24 protein-coding genes are annotated in these 22,322 nt (G+C 61.2%); 9 read left to right on the plus strand and 15 right to left on the minus strand.

Annotation, left to right across the window (positions count from 1 at the left end):
• Positions 1 to 46: 46 nt before the first annotated feature.
• The 8 genes from ESZ53_RS01770 to ESZ53_RS14435 form a co-directional block, all read right to left on the minus strand.
• The gene (locus ESZ53_RS01770; protein WP_129071264.1) at positions 47 to 1,153 is read right to left on the minus strand and encodes an ABC transporter permease; all 1,107 of its coding nucleotides are present in this window, start codon (positions 1,151 to 1,153) and stop codon (positions 47 to 49) included.
• Positions 1,153 to 2,034 (minus strand): ABC transporter ATP-binding protein, encoded by an 882-nt coding sequence (locus tag ESZ53_RS01775; protein WP_129071265.1) that lies wholly within the window; start codon positions 2,032 to 2,034, stop codon positions 1,153 to 1,155. The genes ESZ53_RS01770 and ESZ53_RS01775 overlap by 1 nt, the downstream gene beginning before the upstream one ends.
• Before the next feature lie 170 nt (positions 2,035 to 2,204).
• Complete coding sequence (locus tag ESZ53_RS01780; protein ID WP_129071266.1) at positions 2,205 to 3,149, minus strand: alpha/beta fold hydrolase; 945 nt, start codon at positions 3,147 to 3,149, stop codon at positions 2,205 to 2,207.
• 80 nt (positions 3,150 to 3,229) lie between these two features.
• Entirely contained in the window at positions 3,230 to 3,592 is a 363-nt protein-coding gene (locus ESZ53_RS01785) for a rhodanese-like domain-containing protein (RefSeq protein WP_129071267.1), read from the minus strand.
• 43 nt (positions 3,593 to 3,635) lie between these two features.
• The gene (locus ESZ53_RS01790; RefSeq protein ID WP_168187171.1) at positions 3,636 to 4,196 is read right to left on the minus strand and encodes a DUF4395 domain-containing protein; all 561 of its coding nucleotides are present in this window, start codon (positions 4,194 to 4,196) and stop codon (positions 3,636 to 3,638) included.
• A gap of 3 nt (positions 4,197 to 4,199) precedes the next feature.
• Entirely contained in the window at positions 4,200 to 4,988 is a 789-nt protein-coding gene (locus ESZ53_RS01795; RefSeq protein WP_129071268.1) for a sulfite exporter TauE/SafE family protein, read from the minus strand.
• A 9-nt stretch (positions 4,989 to 4,997) separates the two neighbouring features.
• Complete coding sequence (locus ESZ53_RS01800) at positions 4,998 to 6,407, minus strand: rhodanese-like domain-containing protein (RefSeq protein ID WP_129071269.1); 1,410 nt, start codon at positions 6,405 to 6,407, stop codon at positions 4,998 to 5,000.
• A 217-nt stretch (positions 6,408 to 6,624) separates the two neighbouring features.
• The gene (locus tag ESZ53_RS14435) at positions 6,625 to 6,810 is read right to left on the minus strand and encodes a hypothetical protein (protein ID WP_129071270.1); all 186 of its coding nucleotides are present in this window, start codon (positions 6,808 to 6,810) and stop codon (positions 6,625 to 6,627) included.
• A gap of 108 nt (positions 6,811 to 6,918) precedes the next feature.
• Between ESZ53_RS14435 and ESZ53_RS01810 the strand changes: the two genes are divergently transcribed.
• Positions 6,919 to 7,209 (plus strand): metal-sensitive transcriptional regulator, encoded by a 291-nt coding sequence (locus tag ESZ53_RS01810; RefSeq protein WP_129071271.1) that lies wholly within the window; start codon positions 6,919 to 6,921, stop codon positions 7,207 to 7,209.
• 10 nt (positions 7,210 to 7,219) lie between these two features.
• Here ESZ53_RS01810 and ESZ53_RS01815 read toward each other — a convergent pair whose 3' ends face one another.
• Positions 7,220 to 7,894, minus strand: a complete 675-nt coding sequence (locus ESZ53_RS01815; RefSeq protein ID WP_129071272.1) for a DUF1294 domain-containing protein — start codon at positions 7,892 to 7,894, stop codon at positions 7,220 to 7,222.
• Positions 7,895 to 8,136: 242 nt separating this feature from the next.
• Between ESZ53_RS01815 and ESZ53_RS01820 the strand changes: the two genes are divergently transcribed.
• Positions 8,137 to 10,503 carry a phosphoketolase gene (locus tag ESZ53_RS01820; protein ID WP_246837416.1) on the plus strand — a complete coding sequence of 789 codons (2,367 nt, stop codon included), beginning with the start codon at positions 8,137 to 8,139 and terminating at the stop codon, positions 10,501 to 10,503.
• A gap of 68 nt (positions 10,504 to 10,571) precedes the next feature.
• Here the strand turns inward: ESZ53_RS01820 and ESZ53_RS01825 are convergent, their stop codons facing one another.
• Positions 10,572 to 11,624, minus strand: coding sequence for an NAD(P)-dependent alcohol dehydrogenase (locus ESZ53_RS01825; RefSeq protein ID WP_129071273.1), 1,053 nt, complete (start codon positions 11,622 to 11,624; stop codon positions 10,572 to 10,574).
• A gap of 252 nt (positions 11,625 to 11,876) precedes the next feature.
• Here ESZ53_RS01825 and ESZ53_RS01830 point away from each other — a divergent pair, with 252 nt between their 5' ends.
• A complete protein-coding gene (locus ESZ53_RS01830; protein WP_129071274.1) occupies positions 11,877 to 12,389 on the plus strand; it encodes a hypothetical protein in 513 nt (170 codons plus the stop codon).
• A gap of 126 nt (positions 12,390 to 12,515) precedes the next feature.
• Here ESZ53_RS01830 and ESZ53_RS01835 read toward each other — a convergent pair whose 3' ends face one another.
• The gene (locus ESZ53_RS01835) at positions 12,516 to 13,352 is read right to left on the minus strand and encodes an alpha/beta hydrolase (protein WP_129071275.1); all 837 of its coding nucleotides are present in this window, start codon (positions 13,350 to 13,352) and stop codon (positions 12,516 to 12,518) included.
• A 111-nt stretch (positions 13,353 to 13,463) separates the two neighbouring features.
• Here ESZ53_RS01835 and ESZ53_RS01840 point away from each other — a divergent pair, with 111 nt between their 5' ends.
• The gene (locus ESZ53_RS01840) at positions 13,464 to 14,513 is read left to right on the plus strand and encodes an MsnO8 family LLM class oxidoreductase (RefSeq protein ID WP_129071276.1); all 1,050 of its coding nucleotides are present in this window, start codon (positions 13,464 to 13,466) and stop codon (positions 14,511 to 14,513) included.
• A 15-nt stretch (positions 14,514 to 14,528) separates the two neighbouring features.
• On the opposite strand, the gene ESZ53_RS01845 is transcribed toward ESZ53_RS01840, so the two are convergent.
• Positions 14,529 to 15,605: an NYN domain-containing protein gene (locus ESZ53_RS01845; protein WP_129071277.1), complete on the minus strand. Its 1,077-nt coding sequence runs from the start codon at positions 15,603 to 15,605 to the stop codon at positions 14,529 to 14,531.
• A 188-nt stretch (positions 15,606 to 15,793) separates the two neighbouring features.
• Here ESZ53_RS01845 and ESZ53_RS01850 point away from each other — a divergent pair, with 188 nt between their 5' ends.
• The gene (locus ESZ53_RS01850) at positions 15,794 to 16,366 is read left to right on the plus strand and encodes a hypothetical protein (RefSeq protein WP_197132492.1); all 573 of its coding nucleotides are present in this window, start codon (positions 15,794 to 15,796) and stop codon (positions 16,364 to 16,366) included.
• Here ESZ53_RS01850 and ESZ53_RS01855 read toward each other — a convergent pair whose 3' ends face one another.
• The gene (locus ESZ53_RS01855) at positions 16,367 to 16,951 is read right to left on the minus strand and encodes a flavin reductase family protein (RefSeq protein WP_129071278.1); all 585 of its coding nucleotides are present in this window, start codon (positions 16,949 to 16,951) and stop codon (positions 16,367 to 16,369) included. It lies immediately after the preceding gene.
• Positions 16,952 to 17,095: 144 nt separating this feature from the next.
• Between ESZ53_RS01855 and ESZ53_RS01860 the strand changes: the two genes are divergently transcribed.
• A complete protein-coding gene (locus ESZ53_RS01860; protein WP_129071279.1) occupies positions 17,096 to 18,478 on the plus strand; it encodes an LLM class flavin-dependent oxidoreductase in 1,383 nt (460 codons plus the stop codon).
• A gap of 24 nt (positions 18,479 to 18,502) precedes the next feature.
• On the opposite strand, the gene ESZ53_RS01865 is transcribed toward ESZ53_RS01860, so the two are convergent.
• Both ESZ53_RS01865 and ESZ53_RS01870 read right to left on the minus strand, forming a co-directional pair.
• Positions 18,503 to 18,967, minus strand: a complete 465-nt coding sequence (locus ESZ53_RS01865; protein WP_210403853.1) for a GNAT family N-acetyltransferase — start codon at positions 18,965 to 18,967, stop codon at positions 18,503 to 18,505.
• 174 nt (positions 18,968 to 19,141) lie between these two features.
• Complete coding sequence (locus ESZ53_RS01870; RefSeq protein ID WP_129071281.1) at positions 19,142 to 19,498, minus strand: DsrE family protein; 357 nt, start codon at positions 19,496 to 19,498, stop codon at positions 19,142 to 19,144.
• An 82-nt stretch (positions 19,499 to 19,580) separates the two neighbouring features.
• Here ESZ53_RS01870 and ESZ53_RS01875 point away from each other — a divergent pair, with 82 nt between their 5' ends.
• From ESZ53_RS01875 to ESZ53_RS01885, 3 genes are all read left to right on the plus strand, one after another.
• Positions 19,581 to 20,141, plus strand: coding sequence for a TetR/AcrR family transcriptional regulator (locus ESZ53_RS01875; RefSeq protein ID WP_129071282.1), 561 nt, complete (start codon positions 19,581 to 19,583; stop codon positions 20,139 to 20,141).
• Positions 20,142 to 20,194: 53 nt separating this feature from the next.
• Positions 20,195 to 21,304: an Rv2578c family radical SAM protein gene (locus tag ESZ53_RS01880; RefSeq protein ID WP_129071283.1), complete on the plus strand. Its 1,110-nt coding sequence runs from the start codon at positions 20,195 to 20,197 to the stop codon at positions 21,302 to 21,304.
• Between the two features lie 69 nt (positions 21,305 to 21,373).
• Positions 21,374 to 22,159, plus strand: a complete 786-nt coding sequence (locus tag ESZ53_RS01885) for a thioesterase family protein (RefSeq protein ID WP_129071284.1) — start codon at positions 21,374 to 21,376, stop codon at positions 22,157 to 22,159.
• Positions 22,160 to 22,322: the final 163 nt, after the last annotated feature.

Raw genomic sequence — 22,322 nt, forward strand, 5'->3', positions numbered from 1 at the left:
GTCTGAGCTCCGAGGCCCGGCGAACCGCAGGCGCGAGCACCATCGCCTAACCCTTGATGGCTTCAGACCAGCTGACTCGGCTGCCGACCTTGAGCAGCGAGTTGTTGTAGATGCGCGAGCCGAGGAGCACCGCGCCCCCGGCGGTAACGAGCAGGATTACGAGGGCGATCAGTGGTTCCCACCACTCTGCTGTTCCCAGGAAGAGTCGCATAGGCATCCCTACCGGCGCAGAAAACGGAATGTATGACATTACGGTGAGGGCGACCGGGTTGTCGTTGAAGAATATGATCGCGAAGTACGGGAGCATGATCAGCATCGTCACAGGCGTCATTGCGGAACCCAGATCCTCTTGACGCGACACCATTGCCCCGACCGCGGCAAACAGTGCGGCTAGCAACACGAAGCCGACGATGAAGAAGGCGACGAACCAGAGCAGCGGTGAGCTGAGAAGCGACAGCAACGCCGTCTGCCCGGTGACCGCGAGCCCCGCGACTGCCAGCCCCGCTATCGCGATGATTTGAGCAAAGGCGAGAATCGAGTTTCCGATAACCTTTCCCGCCATGAGCGCCGATACGGGCACGGCAGACATCAGAATTTCGACGATGCGAGTCTGTTTTTCTTCGACCACGCTCTGGGCAATCATTGGCCCGAATGTCATCCCGGAGACAAAGAAGATCATGCCGAAGCCGATAGCGATCAGGTAGGTAAGAGACCCGCTTGCTTCGCTCGGGTCGAGCATAACCACGTCCGGCCTGATGCTGAAGACCTGCACGAGCGACGAGGGCGCCTCAGCCACGGCGATGATGGTCACGGGCACAGGGGAGCCTTCTTCGGCGGGAACGATGGCGGCATCCACGGAACCGCTAATCACCAGCTTCTCTGCTTCGCGCCGATCATCGACGGTGGTGACCTCAAGACCGTTGATGTTCTCGATCGTGGACGAAACGGAGTCAACAACGGCGACGGGAACAGTCGCGACACTTTTAGAGAAGATGCCGCCGGCAATCACCCCACCGAGCACGAACGCGAACAGGATGCCGGTGGTGATCAAGAAGCTCTTGGAGCGAAGCCGCGCCATGATTTCGCGTTCAGCGACGAGGGCGACGGACCGTGCGAAACGAGGAGACTGGCGAGGCGCGGTTGCTGACTCCATTAGATAACCTCTCGGAAGATTTGAGCGAGCGAAGCGCGTTGGGGAGCAAACGAGCTGACGTCGCCCTCGGCAACGGCGCGCCGCAGCACTCGTTGAGCGGCGGTCGGTTCAGCCGCATCAAAGACCGCCTGGCCGCCCTGCAACTCGACCACAGTGATATCGGGTTCAGTCCTTAACCAGTCGAGGTCGCTGTTGCTCGTGATCGAGAATCGAGGGGCCGAGTGCGCTTCCCGCAAGGCTTCCCGCTCTCCGGATGCTCGGATGCTGCCCTCGGAGATGATGACGAGATCGTCACACAGCCGCTCGACAATCTCGAGCTGGTGGGAGGAAAACAGTACAGACGCGCCACTTGCTGCGCGCTGCTCGAGCACGTCGACCACGGTGTCGACGGCGAGCGGGTCGAGCCCCGAGAACGGTTCGTCAAGCACCAAAATCTGGGGGTCGTGAACGAGCGCTGCGGCGATCTGTGCCCGCTGCTGGTTGCCGAGCGACAAGCTCTCGAGCGTCGAGTCGCGACGCTCGCCGAGTCCCAGCTCTTCGATCAAACTGTCGGCATTGCGGCCGGCATCCAAGCTGGTTAGCCCGTGTAAGCGAGCGAGGTATACCAACTGTTCGCGAACCTTCATCTTGGGGTACAAACCACGTTCCTCCGGCATGTATCCAAAGTGGCGACGCTGCCGAGCACCCAGGGGTTCGCCGTCGAGAGCGATCTCGCCGGAATCGCGCTCGAGTACCCCCAACAGAATGCGCATCGTGGTGGTTTTGCCGGCCCCATTGCCGCCGACGAAGCCTGTCATGCGGCCGTCACGCACTCCGAAGCTCACGCCGTCGAGAGCTGTTCGCCCGCCGAAAGCTTTGGAGATATTGTTGAGTTGGAGCACCAGTGCCGCCTCTGTTTACAGAAAAACTAGGTACTGACAACGGTAGCGAATCGCGAGGTCTAACGAAGCTGCCCCGCTGCTCTTCTCGTTACTGGATACTCGATCGCTGCCTTGCTTCGTGGATGGGGCTTCGTGCGGGGCGCGAAGGTGTCCGCCGTGATCAGTCGAGGCTAGGCCGCGACGGGGGTGCCACCGGGAACGGTGTGGGGTAATTCGAACGACTCAATGTGGGCAAAGTGGCCGGCACCCGCAGCGACCTGCTGAACTGCATGCGGGATGATGCGAGCGAACCACGCCTCATCGGTCGTGCTCACAAAAACATCGTTTTCGCCGCGCACAAACGTGACAGCGCATCGCACGCGCTCCCACTGCATTTCGTCGTACTGTGCAGCGGCAATGGCTCCACGAACGAACGACGACGGGCGAATCTCAGAGGCCAGCGAATCGATCACTGAGTTGTCAAGGTGCCGACGATTTGCGAACAGGGGAGCGCTGAGCGGCCCGAGCAACCGTAGGCAGTGAAGGCCGCGGACGAACGCGCTACCAGCGGCCCCGAGTGAACTGAGAAAACGCATTGCTCCGAGCATCCCGGCCAGGAGCGGAAGAGTGCCGAAGTTGCGAACCGGATGCCGCAGCACCGACAGCGCGCCGGGCCCAGTCGCCGAAATGGCGGTCACTTTCGCGGTGCGCTCCGGGTAGCGGGCCGCAAGCGTGAGCGCGAGGTGTCCGCCCAGCGAGTGGCCGAAAATGCTCCAGCGGGCAAAGCCGAGAGTTTTGGTTACGTGGGCTACGGCATCCGCCATATCTTCGACGCTTGCTGTGTCGCTGATGTTGCCGCTCTCACCCCAGCCGGGCAGATCGAGGGCGATAGCGTTCTGCAGCGGGCTACCGGCGTGGTGCGAAGCGCGAATGAGAGGGAGCCAGGTTGTCCAGGAGCCCGCTGCTCCGTGCAGGAGGAGGGTCGCTGAATCTGACAGAGCTGCAGCATTCAGATCGACGTGGGCGACAACGTCACCCAGCGCGGTCGGAACAACGACGCGGGTGAAGCCGGCGGTGGCACGATCGAACCGGTTGTCGGCGCTGTAGCGCGTGCTGGAGGCGGGTGTTGTTTTCACCACAATGGTTCGGAGCAGTCGCGGTCGCCGATTGCTCACGACCGCGTCTGCATGCTTCCGCTTGAGTTAGGGGACCTGCGCTACTGCACGACCTCGATCTGCGTGGACGCTTCTGCTTGACCAATCGATCCGAGGTCAATGACGTTCTCGAAGCCCGCTTCGGTCATCATGGCGACGGCCTGGCCCGAGCGGTTGCCCGACTTGCAGTAGACGGCGTACTCGGCCTCGGGGTCGAGAGTCGGAAGCGCAGTGGCAAATTCGCCACCGTTGAGGTCGAGCAGCGTAGCGCCCTCGAGGTGTCCGGCGTCGTACTCCGCGGGGGTGCGAACGTCGATGAGGATGGTGTCAGCGCTGAGTTCAACAGAATCACCCGCGGCTGAGCATCCAGCGATCGATGCCAGCACGACGAGAGAGCCAGCGAGAGCGGCGAGGGGACGGAACATTTTTTCTCCTTGTGAAACGGGTGGTTGGGGTGTGTGGAGGTGGTTATTCGGGAACCCGGCACGAATCGCCTGGGCAGTATTGGGGTGGTGTTTTGGTGAGCACGCGCTGAAGAGCACAGCCAACGCAAATACCGAAAGCGGCTTCTAAGAACAACATGGAAAGGCACAAACCGCACAGCGCCAGTGTGGCTTCGAGTGGCGCGCCGAGCACGCCCATTCCTGCACACGAGAGGAGGGCGAGGCCATATCCGAGCCACCAAGCGAACTCTTTCTGCGGGGCGCCTACCCAGCTCGGCGGCTGTCGTCGAACAATGAGACGGCCCAGTGCGAGGGTCGGCGACCAACGATCACCGACGGTGACCCGAATGAGCATATCCATCATGAAAAAGACGCCGAAAGGGCGAAGCGGAACGGCCGAATGCTGGATGACAGCAAGCGTGATCGAGATGGCTCCGGCACTAAAGAGAATGCCTGCCGCCACGCGAACAGCGCGCTCGTTGACCACCGGAATGTCGTAGCCCTCAACGAGGGAGCCCACGGTGGGCACTTTCGGCGGGCTTGGCGTTGGCGCTGCTGCTGCCGTTGCTGGTTCTGTCGTGGGCAACGGTCACGCTCCTGTCATGAGAGGGATCAATTGTGGGATTTCTTGCACGAGCACGAACGCGCCGATCACGAGTACGAAGATTCCAAAGCCCTTGCGGAGGGCGGTCTCGGGGATGCGCCCGGCGAGAGCGGCTCCCACAAACGATCCCGCAACGGCGATACCAGTGAACGCGAGGATCGTCGGCCAGGGCAGGTCGACGGTAAAGAGGTGAGCGACGAGGCCGGCGGACGACTGCATTGCGATGACCAGCAGCGAGGTGCCGACCGCCACCGCCACCGGAAGCCCGCCAAGAAGGGTGAGCGCGGGAACGATAAGGAATCCGCCGCCGGCACCAACGAGCCCAGCGGCGATACCGACGAAGAACCCGTCACGAATAATGCGGACGACGGGGAGTTTCGCGGGCTCGTGAAGTGAACCGGCGGGTACTTTCTTGCGGCCGCGGATCATGGCGGTTGCCGTAGCCACCATCATGGCAGCGAAGAGAACCATGAGAATCGTGCCCGGGATGAACCCACCGACAATACCTCCGGCAAAAGCGCCCGCCATTCCTGAAACACCAAAAATCAATCCGGTTCGCCAGCGCACGCGTCCGACCCGAGCGTGATGAAAAACGCTCACTGCGCTCGTGACGCCCACAATAAACAGCGAAGCCGAAATCGCCTGCTGCGGCTCAAAGCCGGCAACGTAGGTGAGGATCGGCACCGTGAGGATCGAGCCGCCCCCGCCGAGCATGCCGAGGGAAACTCCCACGAGCACGGCAAGGGCCAGCGCGATGATCAGATTAGGTTCCATGAGAGCGCGTTAGACCGCGGGGACTGCACCAGGAGTTGCGAGCCAACCAAGGTACGAGCCATCCAGCTCAGCCACATTGTAGCCAGCACGGCGCAGGGCACTCGCGGCCACGCTGTTGCGCACTCCGCTTTGGCAGTACGTCACGATGGTTCCTTCGCGGGGGAGCTGGTCGAGTGCCCACATGACGCGGCCACCGCTCAATTGCTCGGCACCGGGGATGTGTCCCTCGGCGAACTCGGTTTTGTTGCGCACGTCGAGCAGAAGCACACGATCAACGTCTTCGAGCGTGGCAGGATCGACAAGTTCGGGCACAACGAGGGTGAGTCCATCGAAGGTCGTCACGAAGCCCGAAACAGTGTCGATGCCCACGCGCACGAGGTGGTCACGCAACTCTTCGGCGTGTTCAAGATCGTCAGCCAGCAGGATGACGGGGCGTGTTTCTGTATCGGGGTTGTAGACCCAAGCGCCGTAGCTTGCTGCTTTCTCTGGTCCGGGAACGTTGAGCGAGCGCGGCACGGTGCCACGGTGAACTTCGGCATTGTTGCGAGTGTCGATGAGGATCGCGCTGTCGGCGTCGAGCGCTGTCGCGACTTCCTCGGTCGTGTACTCGCGCAGCGGGGTAACGGTGCCCATGACGTTCGGGCCCTGTCGGTTCTGCACCTTCATGCGGCCAAAGTAGGCGTGAGCATCCGGCTGACCGTTGAGCAGTTCATCGATAAAGCCTTGCTCGTCGTTGTTTTCCACATAGTGGCTCCACCACGCAAACGCGCGTTCGTACCCGACGGTGGTGGTCGGAATGGCGCCGAGAGCTTTGCCGCAGGCGCTACCGGCACCGTGGGCAGGCAAAACTTGCACATAGTCGGGAAGGGTAAGGAAGCGGTCGCGTAGGCTGGCGAAAATGTCTTTCGCTCCGCCGAAACGCGTGTCAACGCCGCCGGCAGCTTCATCGAGAAGGTCGGGGCGGCCGAGGTCTCCGACGAAGACAAAGTCTCCGCTGAGCATGAAACCGGGAGCGTCAGCCTGCGCGCCATCGGTGACCAAGAAGGAGAAGTGCTCGGGAGTGTGCCCGGGAGTGTGGACGGCCTTCAGCGTGATGTTGCCGACGGTAATGATGTGGCCGTCTTTCATACGTACAGCACCGTCGAAGGTGCTTCCGTAGGTCCAGTCGGGGCCGCCTTCGTCAGACACCAGAATCTCCGCGCCGGTGCGAGCGGCAAGCTCGCGGGTGCCGGAAAGGTAGTCGGCGTGAATGTGGGTTTCGGTGACGGCCGTGATGGTCATCCCGTTCTTGGCGGCGATCTCAAGATAAACGTCGAGGTCGCGGCGGGGGTCAACAACGATCGCTTCGCCTTTGGCTTGGCAACCGATGAAGTAGCTAGCCTGAGCGAGGTCGGTGTCATAGATGCGTTCGAGAAGCATGTTTACTCCAGTGAGTGTTCGCTATGTCCGGGGGAGGGAAGACGCCGACGACGGTGGGTTGTCAGCGGTGGCTGCGTGTGAGCAGTGGATGCGGTTTAGCAGCTGCAACGGTCGCGCACAGCGACGTCGGCGAGGGCATCCTCGATGTGTTCTCCGCAACCTGCCCAGGTGGGCTTACGGCATTTCTGGCACGTGACTTGGGCGCACATAGGGTCTCCTAACGACCGAAGAGGCGGGCGAAGAAGCCGCCTTGGCTGGACTTTGCGGCGTCGATCTCGGACTGCGAGTGCTTACCGTTGCACCAATTTGATGCGGGCACGCTGCGCTTGACGGACTGGATGTGTTCTCCGCATCCGGCCCACGTGGTTTTGCCGCATGTACGACACGTGACTGCTCTGCACATAACTCTGCTTTCGTTGACTGACCATTTCTAAATACCCTAGGGGGTATGCTTGAACTATACCCCAAGGGGTATCGAAACTGTCAACTCACTCACCAGGAACGAGAGCACATGGAATCGTCAGCAGCTGAAGCAGCGATAAGCGCTGAACCTGACGCCCAGAAAAAGATCGCGAACAGATTGCGTCGCGCTCACGGTCAACTGGGCGCGTTAATCACCACAGTCGAGAGCGGTGCCGGATGTCGCGATGTGGTTCACCAACTCGCGGCGGTATCCAAAGCCTTGGACCGCGCCGGTTTTCTCGTGATCTCGGAAGCGATGCGGGAGTGCCTTCTCGACCCGGATGCCGCAGGCTCACCTCAGTCAGAAGAGATCGAAAAACTCTTTCTCTCGCTCGCTTAGCGGCGGGCAGTTACAGAGCAGTCGCCTCGAGGATGAGGCGGATGAGCTGCACCATCGGTTCCCGCAGAGCGGTGGTCAGAATGGCAAAGACCAGAATGTTGAACACGACAGTGCCCCAGAAGGCTTGGCGAAACTGGGGTTTCTGAGTTTTATGGCGCAGGCGTTGCTGGGCGAGGATCGCTCCTGGCCAGCCGCCGAAGAGGCCAAGGCCGAGAAGAGCGCCCTCGCTCACGCGCCACTGTCTAGTTTGCGCGGCCTTTTTGTCGGTGGCGTAAGACGCGTAGGTGATGATGCTCATCACTAGATACAGCGCCGAGAAGATCCAGGGGAGGGCGCCAATGCCGGTCACGATCGCGATCGCGACTGCAAATGTTGCCAAGACGACGTAGCTCATGGTGCCAGGTTTGCGTCGCTTCACGCGAAGCGGGCGACCCGAAGCGGAAAGATAGCGGATGTTGCGCGCGCGAACCTTGCCTTCGCGTGTGCGCTCGATGGCGAAGCTGACCCGTTCGCCGGGCGCCGGGCGCGTCTCGCGGGGCGGAAATGATGAGATGTGGGCGAAGATGCTCTCGCCGCTGCCGGCGCTTCCACTATTGTCGCGGCCGTCGGTGAGGATAAAACCGAAGCCACGTTCGTCGTTCCATGACGCGAGCGCACCCTGCTGTCGTGCGCTTCGAGAACCCATGTACAGAGGGTAACTCCCCGAGCGGCAGCGTGCGGTATCGGCGTACCCACAGACTCGCCCAATTCCCACCACGCAACTGCAGCACGCTCCTAAGCTAAGAGAGCGCGCTCACTGTGTCACGAACCTCGAGCCGTGATCGAACGGATTGCCTCACCCACAGCATTGCGAACAGAAGCGAGAATCTTGTGCCTGATCTGAATCTTTCACCTCGCCAGCCCTGGTGCCGCCCTCGCGCCGCCGAAGTGCAACCCCATACGGTCGATCAACTAGACGCGTGGTGGCGAGCGGCCAACTATCTGGCAGTGGGACAGATCTATCTCCTCGATAATCCCCTCTTGCGCGAGCCCCTCGTGCGCGAGCACACCAAGCCCCGCCTTCTGGGGCACTGGGGCACTACCCCAGGCCTCAACTTTGTCTGGGCTCACCTCAATCGCATCATTCAAGAGCGCGATACCGACACGATTTTCGTTGCCGGCCCCGGGCACGGCGGGCCCGCCGTCGTCGCGAGTGCGTACCTCGACGGCACCTACAGCGAAACGTACGGCGACATTGATAAGAGTGCCGATGGCATCCGCAAGCTGTTCAGACAGTTTTCCTTCCCGGGTGGCATTCCTAGCCACGCGGCTCCCGAAACTCCCGGCTCGATCCACGAGGGTGGCGAGCTCGGCTATGCGCTGTCACACGCCTATGGCGCAGCATTCGATAACCCGAACCTCTTGGTCGCCGCCGTCGTGGGCGATGGAGAGGCTGAGACCGGGCCGCTCGCAACGAGCTGGCACTCGAACAAGTTCATTGATCCTGAGCGGGATGGCGTGGTCTTGCCGATCCTGCACCTGAACGGCTACAAGATCGCGAACCCGACGGTGCTCTCGCGCATCCCCGAAGAAGAGCTGTGCGATTTGATGCGCGGCTACGGGCATACGCCGTACGTTGTCTCGGGTGGTTTCGATAACGAGGATCCGCGCGCGGTGCACGAACGTATGGCCGCCACGCTCGACGACATCATTGATCACATTGCACGCATCAAGGCGGATGCCGCGGCCGGACTCCTCGAGGGTCGCCCGGCCTGGCCGATGCTGATCTTGCGCACCCCTAAGGGCTGGACGGGGCCGCAGGTGGTCGACGGGCATCCGGTAGAAAACAACTGGCGTTCGCACCAGGTGCCGCTGGCGAGCGTGCGGGATACCGAGGAGCACTTGCAGCAACTCCAGAAATGGATGGCCTCGTACCGGCCCGAGGAGCTTTTTGATGAGAGCGGTGCACCGCGCGAACTGACCACCGCCCTCGCGCCCGCCGGAGATCGCCGCATGAGCGCCAATCCGGTAACTAATGGCGGACTGCTGCGATCACCGCTTCGGTTGCCCGACTTTCGCGACTATGCGGTCGACGTGCCGAAGCCGGGGGAGACGACAAGCTCGGCGACTGGTGCCCTCGGGGAGTGGTTGCGCGACGTAATTCGCGACAATCCCGACAATTTCCGAATTTTTGGTGCCGATGTCACGGCATCCAATCGGCTGAGTGCCGTCTTCGATGTCACCGATAAACAGTGGGATGCTGAATTCCTGCCGATCGACGCCGACAACCACTTGGCGCGGGCAGGGCGCGTCATGGAGATGCTGAGCGAGCACCAGTGTCAGGGCTGGCTCGAGGGCTACCTGCTCACCGGGCGCCACGGCATGTTCAACTCTTATGAGGCCTTCATCCATATCGTTGACTCAATGTTCAACCAGCACGCGAAATGGCTTGAGGGTGCGAACGCGATTCCGTGGCGTCGTCCCGTGTCATCGCTTAACTACCTGTTGAGCTCGCACGTGTGGCGCCAAGACCACAACGGTGCCTCGCACCAAGACCCCGGTTTTCTTGATCTCGTCATGAATAAGAAGCCGGATGTGGTGCGTGCGTATTTGCCGTGCGACGCGAACACTCTGATTGCCACCTACGATCACTGCCTTCGGTCGGTGAACAAGATCAACGTCGTCATCGCGGGCAAGCACCCGGAAAACAATTGGCTCGATATGCCAGCAGCGATCGAACACTGCACGCGGGGGATTGGGCTCTTCGATTGGGCGGGCACCGAAGTCGTCGGCCAAGAGCCGGATGTCGTACTCGCCTGTGCGGGCGACGTTCCGACCCTAGAAACTCTGGCAGCCGCGCAAATCTTGCGCGAACGGATTCCTGAGCTGCGCGTGCGCGTCGTCAACGTCATCGACTTGATGCGGCTGCACAGCGAATCAGAGCATCCGCATGGGCTCAGTGATGCCGAATACGACGCGATCTTCACGACGGATAAGCCCGTGATTTTCGCCCACCACGGTTACCCGTGGCTGATTCATCGCCTCACATATAAGCGCGCGGGGCACGCCAACTTGCATGTTCGCGGTTATAAGGACGAGGGCACCACCACCACGCCTTTCGACATGGTGATGATGAACGACCTCGACCGCTTCCATTTGGTGATCGACGTGCTTGAGCGTGTTCCTGGGCTCACGTCACGTCATGCTGCGTTCTGGCAAGAAATGCACGACACCCGACTTCACGCGCAGCAGTACACGCGCGAACATGGAGAAGACATGCCCGAAATCGCCGACTGGAAGTGGGTTTCCGCGTAGATCTCGCGGGATGGATCGCGCTCGTCGGCTAGCAGCAACTGCTAGCCGACGAGCGCTAGCCGCGACCTCTAGCCGCGACCGTGGGGTGCGACAACAGCGCGGCCAGATAGCTCGCCCGATTCAAGCTTCTTGTAGGCATCGAGGGCATGTTCCATGTCGAAGATCTCGACGTCTGGAACGATCTTGCCCGCGCGGTAAAGGGCGACGACGTCGTACAAGTCCTCGATAGTTCCCCAGTAGGTGCTGAGTAGTTCAGCCTCGTACGGCACGGTGTAGAAGCCCCAATTGAACGCGCCGCCGGCGATGCCGACGACGGTGACTCGACCCTGCACGGCGACCGATTGCATCGCGAGCGCGACGGTCGGGGCGATTCCCACAAAGTCGAAGACGGCGTCTACTCCGCGACCGCCGGTGATTTCTCGGATGCGCGCGGCTTGGTCGTCGCCACCGGGCACTGTAATCGCGCCGCGGAGCGCCGCGCGTTCCATCGCGTCCTCTTTCATGTCTGTCGCGATGACGGTAGCGCCGGTGATCGCGGTGAGAATCTGCACGGCCAGTTGCCCGAGCCCACCAAGTCCGATGACGAGCGCGGTCTTTCCGCCCCCTTGCAGTTTCGGAAGGGAGTTTTTGATGGCGTGATACGGCGTGAGGCCGGCGTCTGAGAGCGGGGCGGCTGCCACGGGATCAGCATCGCCGAGCGGAACGAGGTTGCGAGCGGGTACGGTCATGTATTCCGCCATGCCGCCGTTGCGCCCTAAGCCGGAAGCAAGGTACGGCATTTCCGCTTGGTTCTGGCAGTAGGTGTCTTGGCCGCGCGAGCAGGCTGGACAGTGACCGCAGCCGATGGGGCCGTAAACCAGGAAGGCATCACCGATCGTGATTCCAGTGACGCCGGCTCCAAGCTCTTCGACCCAGCCCGAATTTTCGTGGCCGAGGATGTAGCTGGGCGCGAGTTGAGGCCCTGCGAGGGTCTCATCCATCTCGCTGTAGACGGCCACATCGGAGTGGCAGGCTCCGGCGCCAGCTACTTTGAGCAGTACCTCACCGGGGCCGGGAGTGGGCTTCTCGACGTCTTCAAGAGTGGGGAATGTTTTCCATTGGTTGAACATGACTGCGCGCATGATTTCCTCCCTATAAGTGGCGCGCAACGAGCGATCAAACTGGCGCTACGTTGCGCAGGATGGCTTCCTTTGTTGAAGCCAATTCCACCCTATTGCGTCAACGTTGACTATTTACTGAAACCCGCCGCAATGGGGTGCTGACGCGAACCACTTTTTATGTTTAGAATTGCCGAGACATCGTGGTGATGCCCGGCAATGTGTGCCCCTTCTGGAGTTCTTCCGTGGGCCGTAAGAAAGATCAGATCAACCGGTATGAACATCACTGACTTTGCTGTCAACGCACTCGGATTCGTGGGCACGGCGTTCTCTTTTCTCATGTGGGTTCCGCAAGCACGAATAACTTGGCAGAGCCGGAACGACGCAGTGCGTCTCGCTGGCATCTCGGAGACCACTCAGTGGTTGCTGGTGTTCGGCTACACCACGTGGGGGGCGTACGGTCTGATGAGTGCGTCGTTCTGGGTCGCGGCGCCCAGCGTTATCGCGATCCCGCTTGCCGTGGCCACGATCGTTGTGATCCGTCGCGGCCGGATGCTTCCCGATGAGGGCCGTTCGTTCCCGATTTTTTCGAGCACGGATGCCGATCCGCTCGTCACCATCAGCGATGGTCTCGTGGCGCTGACCGAATCCATCCCGATCATCCACACGCACGCCGAGGCTCCCGCCGAGACAACCCGGGCCTCGCACGACTCGTCGGATGTCCTTGGCGAGCTATTGCCACACGCGGCTGGCTACACGGCCACAGGAACGATCCCGATCCTCGCTTAGCGGCACGCAATTTGGCTGCGGCTCCGTGAATCCTGAGTCACCGACCTAGCCGATAGTGGCGCTATGACGGCCGGACTAAGAATCAATCCGAGCCCTCTATCGGCCATTCCCGCGGCTTATTAGGCGTTATCGATTGTGCACGAAACTGTTGATCTCGGCGGTGATGACGTCTCGCACTACCGAGCTGTCGAGTGTGGCGACTCCGTCGCCGGCTTGCACGCCGTAGTCACCAAAGCTTGCGTGGTTGGCGCCTTCGATGGGAAAAAAGGTTGTGGCGGTGGGCAGCAGGTGCGCCGCACTCATGATCTTCTCGGGCGTGCTGAGAAGATCGGCGCTTCCGCTGAGGCTGAGCACCCGCGTATCAACCTCTGAAAGGTCGTTAGCGCAATAGCTACCGAAGAGAACGAGTCCGCTCACATCGCTCTGCTCGGCATACTGACATGCCCGCACGCCTCCGAGAGAATGCCCGCCGACGATCCAGCTGTCGACATCCGGCACTGCGCTGGTGAAGGTGTCGAGCGAACGTTGATCGAAGAACGCAAGATTCAGGATGGGCTTGGTCACGACGATCGTGAGGCCGGATTCGGCGACTGCTCCCGACAGCTTGTAGAGGTAGGCATCGGCGCTCACCTTGGCTCCCGGAATGAAGACCAGCCCTTCGCCGGATGTTTCCCCTGTGGGAGAAATAATGAAGGAGTTGGAGGTCTCCGTAACCGCGACCGCGGGGTTGCTGCCCACGCTATCGAGCGCGCTCTGCTCAGCCTGCATCACGCCGACGTTGGCCCACACGAGCATTCCGACGACCGCAACAACGAGCACGGCGGCCAGCGAGATCAGGACATTGCGGATGATGCGGCGGGTACGAGAGCGCGACGTTGCGGTTGACCGCGGCACTGCCTCGGCAGGATTTGTCGATTCGGCCGGGTCGTTCGAAGCGGAGGGAGACGGCGTGGCAGCGTTCATTGCCCCAGTCTATTGAGCGCGAGCACGCCGCCGCGCGGGTGGACTACCGCTTAACTAGGGGATGCTGCGCTTTCAGGAATATCCACGACTCGGGAGCGTTGAATAGCAGTGATGAATACACCACTTCGCCTTTCCGTTCTTGATCTCATTCCCGTGCGCAGCAACCAGACTTCGGCAGACGCCATTGCGGCTACGACCGCGCTCGCTCAGCGCGCGGATGATCTGGGCTTCTCGCGTTACTGGGTGGCCGAGCATCACAACATGAAGGCCGTCGCGTCGACAAACCCGGCTGTGCTGCTCGGTATTTTGGCCGCGCAGACCAAGAACATTCGCCTCGGTTCAGGCGGAGTGATGCTTCCTAACCACGCCCCTCTCGTTGTGGCTGAGCAATTCGCGATCCTCGAGGCCGCGTTCCCCGGCCGTATCGACCTTGGTATCGGGCGCGCTCCCGGCAGCGACCCCGTCATTACTTCGTACTTGCGGATGACCGGCACGACCAGCGATGTCGATGCCTTCCCACGTAACGTGGCCGACATCCGCAGCCTCATGAACCCCGAGGGCGCCACGCTGCAGTTGCAGCAGGGGCGAACCTACGAGCTGACGGCGACGCCGAATGCGGCATCCGTCGCTGACCTGTGGCTGTTGGGGTCAAGCGACTACTCAGCGCGTTTGGCTGCATCCCAGGGCATGCCGTATGTCTTCGCCCACCACTTCTCAGGCGAGGGAACAGCCCGCATCCTGGGGCTCTACCGCGACAACTTCGTGCCGTCGGAACAGCTGAAGGCGCCTAAGACATTCTTGACGCTGAACGTGGCTGTCGCCGAGACAGCAGCTGCCGCGCGTGCCGCCGCCCTGCCGCAACTGCAGCAGATGGCGCGCTTGCTCAGCGGTATGCCGCTCGGCCCGCTCTCCACGATCGAAGAGGCCGCTGCGACTGAGCTTGCGGCTCCGCAACAGCAAATGGTGGATGACATGGCCGAGCGCTGGGTCATCGATGAGCCCGTCGCTGCGGCAGCCCGCATCCGCTCGCTGGCGACACGTTTCGGTGTCGACGAGGTCATGGTCGTGCCCGGCCTCTCGGCACACACCGCGGACGCCGCGAACACGTCACCCGTGCGCGTGCGCGCGCTCGAGTTACTGGCGGAACAACTTCTCCCTTAGCCGCCTTCTGCGGAGTTATTTGGGGTGCGGCACGTTAGACCGAAGTCGGAGCTGCATCACGCCGGCTTTCTGTCTCGTTTCGATGTTCGAAGGATGCTTCTGAATCAGTTGTTGGTGATCTCGTAGCGCTAAGGAAGATTCCTTGAGCGCAGGGTGCATGCGGCGCAATTGCTCCCGCACCGCGGAGTTGTTGACCCAGTCACCATCCGTTTTCTGAATTGCTCGCATTGCACGCACAAGCGCTGTGAGTGGGTTTACCTTGGGGGACACTGCCGCACTCTGCACCGCGGCAGATTTCGGCTCCGCGGTGACCGTGGTTGGTGCTTTTTTCGGAGCGGCTGTCGCCGAGAGACCTTTTTTCGTCGTTTGAGTCTTCGTTGTCTTCGTTGTCTTCGTTGTCGCGGCAGGAGCCACAGCTCCGGCCTTTACTGCGGGCGCCGGTGTCTTCTGCTTCGAGGGCTGCACGGCTTTCTTCACTGGCACGGTGGCAACCGGCGTCTTTGACGGTGGTGGTGTCGTGGTCTTATTCGAGATGCCCGGCAGGGCGTCGTAGTCGGCGAATGTGTCGCACGAAGCGGTGAGAGCGTGACTCGTTCCGCCAGCGACCCCCACACCGACGACGACGCGCCCTAGTTTCCTGGCGCGTTGCGCGAGTGCCACGTAGTCGGAGTCACCGGCGATGATTACGACGTGGGTGAGATCTCGCAGGTGGAAGAGATCTTCCATCACGTCGACAGCCAGTCGGATGTCTGCCCCATTTTTCATCTGTCCGGTCAAGGGGAACAGTTGAACGAGTTCTACGGACTTGTTGACGAAGTGCTTCTGGTGGGCAGCGTTTACAGGCACCGACCAGTCGGCGTAGGCGCGGCTGAGGGCGACGGTTCCGAACGACGACGCGTATTCAAGGATTGCTTCGACATCCACTCGGGCCGCGTCAAGCTTGGTTCCCACCGCGCTGGTGGTCGTGCGACGCGCATTGTGAGCGCGAGCCTTGTCTCTTTGGAACTGCCCGTCGCCGTGTTTCTGGTTGTAGCGCGAGATCACGATGTTGTCGAAATCGATGTAGACGGCCACACGGCCTTCGCTGGGCATAGCCAGTGGGGCTCCTCGGGAAAAAGTTCCTCTCAGTCTTCTAGTGAGACTCCCTCAATACAATCCCCGCGTTCGGGGCAAGAAAGAAAACATGGGGTGCCTGCACTCTGGCGGCGAGTGTGGGGGAGCACCCAGCGTCAGAATGCTCAGTACGATGGAACCTCACACTGTGAGAGTGGAGATCGCACATGACATATAGCGCTATTCGAGTTCGAGAGACTCCGGGTGAGCCGGGCTCAGGTCGCACCGGAGTCATTGCGATCATCGCCGGCATCGCAGTGGCAGGCTGGGTCTCGTTCGGGCGTCATCTCTTCGGTCTCGGCGGCGATCTCACGGTCATCTACGCGACGACGCTCGGCATTGCTTTCGCTATCCTCTTGGTGCTCGTTGGCCGTGCCATGCGCCGCACCGATCTACGTGGCTTCGGCACTCGCCCCATCACGCACGCGATGCTCATTTCCTCGGGCATCTGTGCTTTCTTGTTGGGCCTCACCATTCCGGATGCCACGCCAGAGGGTCTGCAAACGATCGTGAGCGGGCCGAACGAACCTGCACTCGGTATCGCCATCGGTATCGCGAACCCACTGGGAGTCATCGGAATAGCGACCGGCATCATCGCGCTGGTGCTCGCGGTGAAGGAATCTCGCGGCCGCATCACGCTCGTCGAAAGTTGGGACGATGACGAGGCTACCGATTCGACGCAGGCTATGGGTTCAGCCCAGAGCGCCGAAACTTCCCCGAGCCCGAGCCCGAGCCTGTAGCTAGCGGCGCCCCAGCTGCGACTGCGAGCTGAGCTCGTGCCAGCCACGGTCGTGATACACCAGCGGGGGGCCAGCATCCGTCTCGGTGCCTATATGAGACTCCTTCGCGAGAACCAGAATCAACGAGGCTGATGCTGTGTCGAGTTGATCGATGCGCTGTCCGACGATGCGAACCGGCGCGCTCGGAAAGTACGGTTCGCCCGTCGGTAGCCGCGACCACAGTGAACGGTCGGCGAATCGATCGACGCCACTGGTCGCGCACAGCTCGGCGATCGGCAATTGTTCGCTGCCGAGAAAATGCACGACGTAAGAGTCGGCATTCCGAATCCCCGTCGCAGTCGACGCCTGGTGGCCAATAGAGAAAGCAAAGAGCGGCGGATCCGCGCTCACCGAAACGATTGACGTCACCGTCACGGCGACCGGCCCGAGCGCAGAATCGGCAGTCACGACCGCAACGCCACCCGGATATCGGCGAAACGCTGCCGCAAATTCGGCCGCGCTCAGATCGCTAGTGAGCAGTGCCTCGTCGTCGGTGATGTGGGCGCGCTCGGCGGTACGAGGCGCCGTGGGGGTTGTCGTGTGCATTCGTCCATCCAATGGTTCGGGGGATGCGAACTAGCGTGCACCCGCTCGTGCCGCGAAACGAGAATATTTCGTTATATGTCCCACTGTTGCGTCTTTGTTTCGCCAGCAGATGCGCAATCTCGGCGCCGGGAGCACGATGAGGGCATGCCTAGACAAATCCGTTTCAATGCCTTCGATATGAACTGCGTCGCTCATCAGTCCTCAGGAATGTGGCGCCACCCTGACGACCAATCGTGGCGGTACAAAGACCTCGATTACTGGACGGAGCTCGCACAGTTGCTTGAAAAGGGAACCTTCGACGGCATTTTCATTGCGGATGTCCTCGGCACCTATGACGTCTACGCCGGCTCGAACGAGGCCGCGATTCGCCACGGTGCTCAAGTTCCCGTAAACGATCCGTTGTTGCTCGTGTCGGCGATGGCGCATGTCACCGAGAACTTGGGTTTCGGCATTACGGCGGGCACGGCGTACGAGCATCCGTATCCCTTCGCGCGGCGGATGTCGACGCTCGATCACCTCACGAAAGGCCGCATCGGCTGGAACGTCGTGACCGGGTACCTGCCTTCAGCGGCGCGCAACATGGGTAACGACGATCAGCTCGAGCACGACGATCGCTATGACCATGCGGACGAATACCTCGAGGTGCTCTACAAGTTATGGGAGGGCTCTTGGGAAGACGACGCGGTGATCCGCGACCGAGAATCGGGCGTCTTCACCGACCCCAGCAAGGTTCACGATATCGAACACAGCGGCAAACACTTCTCGGTGCCCGGCATCCATTTGGCTGAGCCTTCGGTGCAGCGCACGCCGGTGATCTATCAAGCTGGGGCGTCGCCACGAGGAATCCAGTTCGCCGCGGGCAACGCTGAGGCAATCTTTGTCGCCGCCTCAACTAAAGCGGGTCTGAAGGAGACGGTGAGTCGCATCCGGGATGCTCTCGAAGAAGCCGGCCGTGACCGCTACTCAGCGCGGATTTACACGCTGCTGACGATCATCACCGATGAGACCTCGGAGAAGGCTCACGCCAAGTACGCCGACTATCTGAGCTACGCAAGCGAAGAAGGAGCACTCGTCTTTATGTCGGGATGGATGGGAATCGACCTCTCGCAGTACGACCTCGACGAGCCGATCGGCAATGTGAAGAGCAACGCTATTCAGTCGACCGTGGCGAACTTTCAGAAGGCAAACAGCGACGGTAGCGAGTGGAAGGTTCGTGACATTGCTCGCCTCGGGGCGATTGGCGGTCTCGGCCCGTTCATCATCGGCTCCGGCGAAGAAATTGCGGATGAGCTGGAGTCCTGGGTGGCAGAAACCGACGTCGACGGGTTCAATCTCGCGTACGCAATCACGCCCGGCACGTTCGAAGATGTTGTCGAGCACGTGATTCCGGTGCTGCGGGCTCGCGGTTCATACCCCGAGGAGTATGTAGCGGGAACGCTGCGTCAGAAGCTGCATGGCCGGGGCGATCGTTTGCCCGCAGAACATGCTGGCGCAAGCTATCGACGTCAGCCGGCTGCTGTTCGATGAACCGGTGAGGGCTTCACCCAAGTGCTAGAGCTTGACTGAGTACTTGTACCCAATGTGCGTGGCTTCGAAGCCGAGCTTCTTGTAGAAGCGGTGCGCGTCGGTGCGTGCTTCGTCTGACGTGAGCTGGATGAGGGACGCACCGAGCGTGGGCGCTGCGGTGTCGATAACCCAGCGCATCATGGCGCCACCGATCCCACTGGAACGTTGGCTTGCGGCGACGCGCACGGCCTCGACTTGAAGGCGGTGCGATCCTCGCCGCGCCATTCCCGGGATAGCGGTGAGCTGCATCGTTGCGACAACATCGCCCGAAGGTGCAACGACAACCAGCAGCGCGTTGGCGGGGGTCGTAGCGATGGCGTGGAAGGCCTTCTCGTACGCCGGCCGGTCTTCGGGGCGAGCCGTGTCTCCACGAAGAGCGCTCACGGGGTCATCCGCGAGCAGCTGCAGGATCGTGTCGATGTCTCCGAGTTCGGAGTAGCGAAGAGTCATTTCGCCGTCGCGGGTCTGCAGGGTGGTAGGAACTGTCACTTTAGAGAACACTCCTACGACGTTAGCAGCGCTGGAGCTGTCTCCCGTCGCGAGAACATGGTTGTGAATGAGCGACGGCCCGGACGACCGCCGTAGCGGGAGACCGGGCCGTGGCCGTTCTCGGGGGAGAACTTATTAGAAGTTCATGATCTGGTAGCCGGCAACGACGAGCTTGCGAACGCTAGCTTCACCGCCGTTGTCGGAGAGCAGGGGGAAGCCACCATCGCGGATGGGCTCGAGAACGTTGTGCGACTTTGCGCAGAATTCGCAGGCACCGATGATGGTGTCGCCGAGGGCACCAATGAGGCCGTTCATGGGGTTGCTGGGGTCAGCAATCTTCGCGAGAGTCTCGACGCCCGAGCCGTCGAACATGACGACGACATCGTCACCGGCAGCCTTGAACTCGAGAGCGGTCTTGAGGCCGCGGTACACGCGAGCGTTGTTGTTCTCGAGGGTCTCGAGGATGACTACGGCGATTTTGAGATCTGACATTGAAAACTCCTTGGTTGGCCATCCAGCGTTTCTAGACGGTTCCGTCTAGAAAAATATAGACGGGTTCGTCTAGAATTGCAACATGGCTCCAGAAACCCCTCAAATTCGCGTCACGTCGCGCATGAAGCTTCTCGCCACGGCGGCGCACTTGTTCTACACGCACGGGATCAACGCCACGGGCATCGATACCGTGATTGCGCAGGCCGGGGTGGCAAAGGGCAGCATGTATCACCACTTTCCGAGCAAAGAAGCGCTGATTGCCGCCTATCTCGATGAGGAGGCTGATGCGTGGCTCGATCGAGTGACGGAGCTCGATGACGTGAGTGCTCCGAGGGCAGATCGTATAGAGCGGCTTTTTCTCGCTATTGCTGACCAAGTCGACAACGGCACGTTCTATGGTTGCCCGTTCACCAATGCGGCGATCGAATGTCCGACTATGGCAGACGTCCAGACCTCCATTACCCGCTATCGCCGGGTGTTGCGTGCTCACCTCGCGGAGATTGTCGGGGCCGACTCGATGGATGCCTTGGTCTCGCGATTGATCGTCCTTTATGACGGAGCGCTGACCACCGCAAAGCTCACTCGAGACTCTGCTCAAGTGCGAGACATTGCGCAGTTCGCTCGTGAGGTCGGTGCGGCCTAACGTCGCGGGCGCGTCGACTTGCGAACAATTCGAACATATGTTCGACTACCTCCATGCGATGGAGTGGGCAGCAAGTCAGCAGCGAAGCGCCGGATGCTCTGCCCGGGCTCGCCAAGCTCAACAATCTCGTACGAACGGTGCGAACGCCCGAGTTTGACGGCGTCACCTTCTATGAGGTGCTCGCTAAGAGCGCGCTGAATAAGGTGCCTACCGCCAGCGATATGCCATTCGGCTGGACGATCAACCCCATGCGCGGCTGCCTCCACCAGTGCACCTATTGTTTCGCTCGTCCCACGCACGAGTTTCTCGATCTCGATGCGGGTAAAGACTTCGACACTCAGATCATCGTCAAGGTGAACGTGGCCGAGGTTTTGGCCAAGGAGCTCAGTAAGCCGAGCTGGGGCAGACATCCCGTAGCGCTCGGCACGAATACCGACCCGTATCAGCGTGCCGAGGGTCGCTACCGGCTGATGCCCGGCATCATCGCCGCTCTGGCCGGGTCCGGCACGCCGCTCTCCATCCTGACGAAAGGAACGCTGCTGCGGCGAGACCTGCCGCTCTTGGTGGAGGCAAACGAGCATGTGCCGGTTGACCTCGGCATGTCGATTGCTATCTACGACGATGACCTTCAGCAGTCGGTCGAGCCCGGCACTCCGACCGCCAAGGCTCGCTTGGCCACGGTGACCGCCGCTCGCAACACTGGCCTCGACTGTGCGGTGTTCCTCATGCCGATTCTTCCGTTCCTGACTGACACGCGCGATCATCTCGAGCGCGCGGTCGCTCAGGTCAAAGAAGCGGGCGGAACGTCGATCACGTATTCGGCCCTGCACCTCAAGCCCGGAACCAAGGAGTGGTACTTCCAGTGGCTGGAAGGCACGCACCCAGAGCTTCTCGACAAGTACCGGTCGATGTATTCGGCTGGAAACTACGCCCCAAAGGATTACCGCAAGTGGCTAGCGGCCAAGTTGCAGCCAATTATTCGCCGACACGGGTTGCAACGTACCGCGCTTGATCCAGCCACGGGAATTGTCGGTTCTCGTGCCCTGCCGCGGGTGCACGCTGGAGTACGCTCCGCGTCGGGGTCGGCTGTGCGTTCGTTGATCGCCGAAGAGATGCCGCCGGAGTTAGCGGCGCGAGCAATGCCCCAGCCGATGCTTTTCTAACCACGCCGTCGAATATTTCTGAGCTGGCGGGCTCTGTGCGGCAGTAGTTCTGCTGATTAGGCTGGGGCGGTGACCTCAACCGCTCCGTCGTACTACCTCCGCCATAGCGATACCCGTTTCGAATCGACGCTTCACGCGCAGGGCGCGTGGAATCCCCACGAACAACACATGGCTCCCGTCGCCGGAATCTTGGCGCATGCTCTGGAAGGCTTCGAGGCGCGCCCAGGGCTGCGCATCGCGCGCATCAGTTACGAAATTTTGGGACTGATCCCTGATGGGGAGTTCGACATCAACGTGTCGATGCTCAGGCCGGGGCGCACCATCGAACTTGTGCAGGCAGCGTTAAGCGCCGGCGGCCGTGTTGCCGTGCGCGCTACGGCCTGGCGATTGCACACGTCAGATACTGCCGAAGTCGCGGCAATTGTTGATGATCGGATGCGCGGCCCCGAGCAGGCGAGCGCTCCTGTCGATTTGGCACAGTGGCCCGGGGGCTACATCCGCTCGATTGAGGCCCGGGCGCTTCCCGAGCATGAGGCCGGTCGCGGAAGGGTCTGGCTGCGCACTCCGCTTCCGCTGCTCGCTTCTGAACCCGTCTCAGACTTCGTGAGGCTCATGGGGCTCGTGGATACAAGCAATGGAATCGCCACGCGGGTCAAGCCGGGGGAGGGTGGTTATGCCTTTCCCAATGTCGACCTGCAGATCCACTTGTACCGTCTTCCCGCCGGCGAGTGGCTCGGCCTCGAGAATGCGGTGAGTTTCGGCACCGATGGCGTCGGCCTGACGTCGACCGTGCTCCACGATATTCAGGGGCCATTCGGGCGAGCGGAACAGATCCTCACGCTGCGCAAGCTGTAGGCGCCACAACGCCGGTCGCGATTGGCTCGTGCGCGGAAATCTCCCCACCATTCAGCGCGCGCAAGAGTTGCTCGCTCGTTTAGAGAACGTCTGGACGCAGCGAGTGCTGCGAATGAAAGCCCTGCTCGACGAGGAGTAGCGGCCACGACCCACCGCGATAGGA

Source organism: Salinibacterium sp. UTAS2018 (assembly GCF_004118935.1).
GTDB lineage: Bacteria > Actinomycetota > Actinomycetes > Actinomycetales > Microbacteriaceae > Rhodoglobus.